1 protein-coding gene and 1 pseudogene are annotated in these 1,239 nt (G+C 71.8%); both read right to left on the reverse strand.

Going from position 1 to position 1,239, the window contains the following annotated elements:
* Positions 1-419 (reverse strand): annotated as a pseudogene (locus G6026_RS13870) (hypothetical protein); the annotation flags it as partial.
* 52 nt (positions 420-471) lie between these two features.
* The gene (gene pyrE / locus G6026_RS13875; protein ID WP_182613511.1) at positions 472-1,029 is read right to left on the reverse strand and encodes an orotate phosphoribosyltransferase; all 558 of its coding nucleotides are present in this window, start codon (positions 1,027-1,029) and stop codon (positions 472-474) included.
* Between the last annotated feature and the right edge of the window lie 210 nt (positions 1,030-1,239).

Raw genomic sequence — 1,239 nt, forward strand, 5'->3', positions numbered from 1 at the left:
AGCCCGGACCGGAGCATCAGCCCGCCGAGCGCGAGATGGCCCACCCCGAACGCCGCCGCGCCCGAGACCAGGCGCGCCTTCGACCGGCTCGCATGTCCGCCCCCGAGCATGAGGATCACGTCGCCGGTGGTGTACGCCGCGCCGGTGACCGACAGCAGCATGGTCGCGAGCGGCCCGAGACCGCCGACTCCCGGTCGCCCAGCTCCCTCACCCCGAGCTCCGTCCCGCAGCGCGATGGCCAGCGCCGCCGGGACGATGAGCGGCTTGCAGAGCTTCTCCAGTGGGCCGAACCCGGTCGCCTTGGCGAGCTCCGTACCCGCGGCGGCGGCGAGGAACGCGGGACCCTCCGGGCGGGAGGTGTCCATGAGCGACAGCACCCGCTCGCTCAGTGCCCGCGTCATGACGGAGGGGAAGGTCATCGTCGTCTTCTCGGTTGTGCTGTTCCGTGCCCTCATCCATCCGTTTGCCATGTCACTCCAGTCCCAGGTCGGTCAGGCCGAGCAGGGCGCGGTAGTCCACGCCCTCGGCCCGGATCACGTCATCGGCGCCGGTGGCACGGTCGACGACGGTCGCCACGCCCACCACCTCGGCGCCCGCCTCCCGCAACGCGGTCACCGCGGTGAGCGGGGAGTTACCGGTGGTCGTGGTGTCCTCGACCACCAGGACCCGCTTCCCCACGATGTCCGGACCCTCGATCCGGCGCTGCATCCCGTGCTTCTTCGCTTCCTTCCGCACGACGAAGGCGTCGATCGGCCGACCCGGCGCGTGCATGATGGCGGTCGCGACGGGGTCCGCCCCGAGGGTCAGCCCGCCCACGGCGTCGAAGTCCCAGTCCGCGGTCAGCTCGCGCAACAGACGTCCGATCAGCGGGGACGCCTCGTGGTGCAGCGTCGCGCGGCGCAGGTCCACGTAGTAATCGGCCTCCCGGCCGGAGGAGAGGGTGACGCGGCCGTGCACGACCGCGAGCTCGGCGACCAACTCGGCCAGTCGGGTTCTGGCCGCCGGATCGACGGTGGCGGGGGTGGGCATCGGGCTCCTCTGATCGGCGGGCGGGACGGTGATCGGTCTCGGAGTCGACTCTAGACGCGGGCCACGAGATCACCACGCGAAGAGGGACGGGCCGGTCGCGTGATGCGACCGGCCCGTCCCTCTTCATCACGTGGCCTGATCGGGTCTCAGGCCGTACCGTCTGTCACTCGTCGATAGGCGGCTCCGGCTCCGGCTCGACCGGCGGCTCCG

Source organism: Dietzia sp. DQ11-38-2 (assembly GCF_014145055.1).
In the GTDB taxonomy this organism is placed as follows: Bacteria; Actinomycetota; Actinomycetes; order Mycobacteriales; family Mycobacteriaceae; genus Dietzia.

Bases quoted from the DNA above. Each gene is read 5' to 3' on its own strand.
- pyrE (WP_182613511.1), bottom strand. From the start codon at position 1,029: ATGCCCACCCCCGCCACCGTCGATCCGGCGGCCAGAACCCGACTGGCC.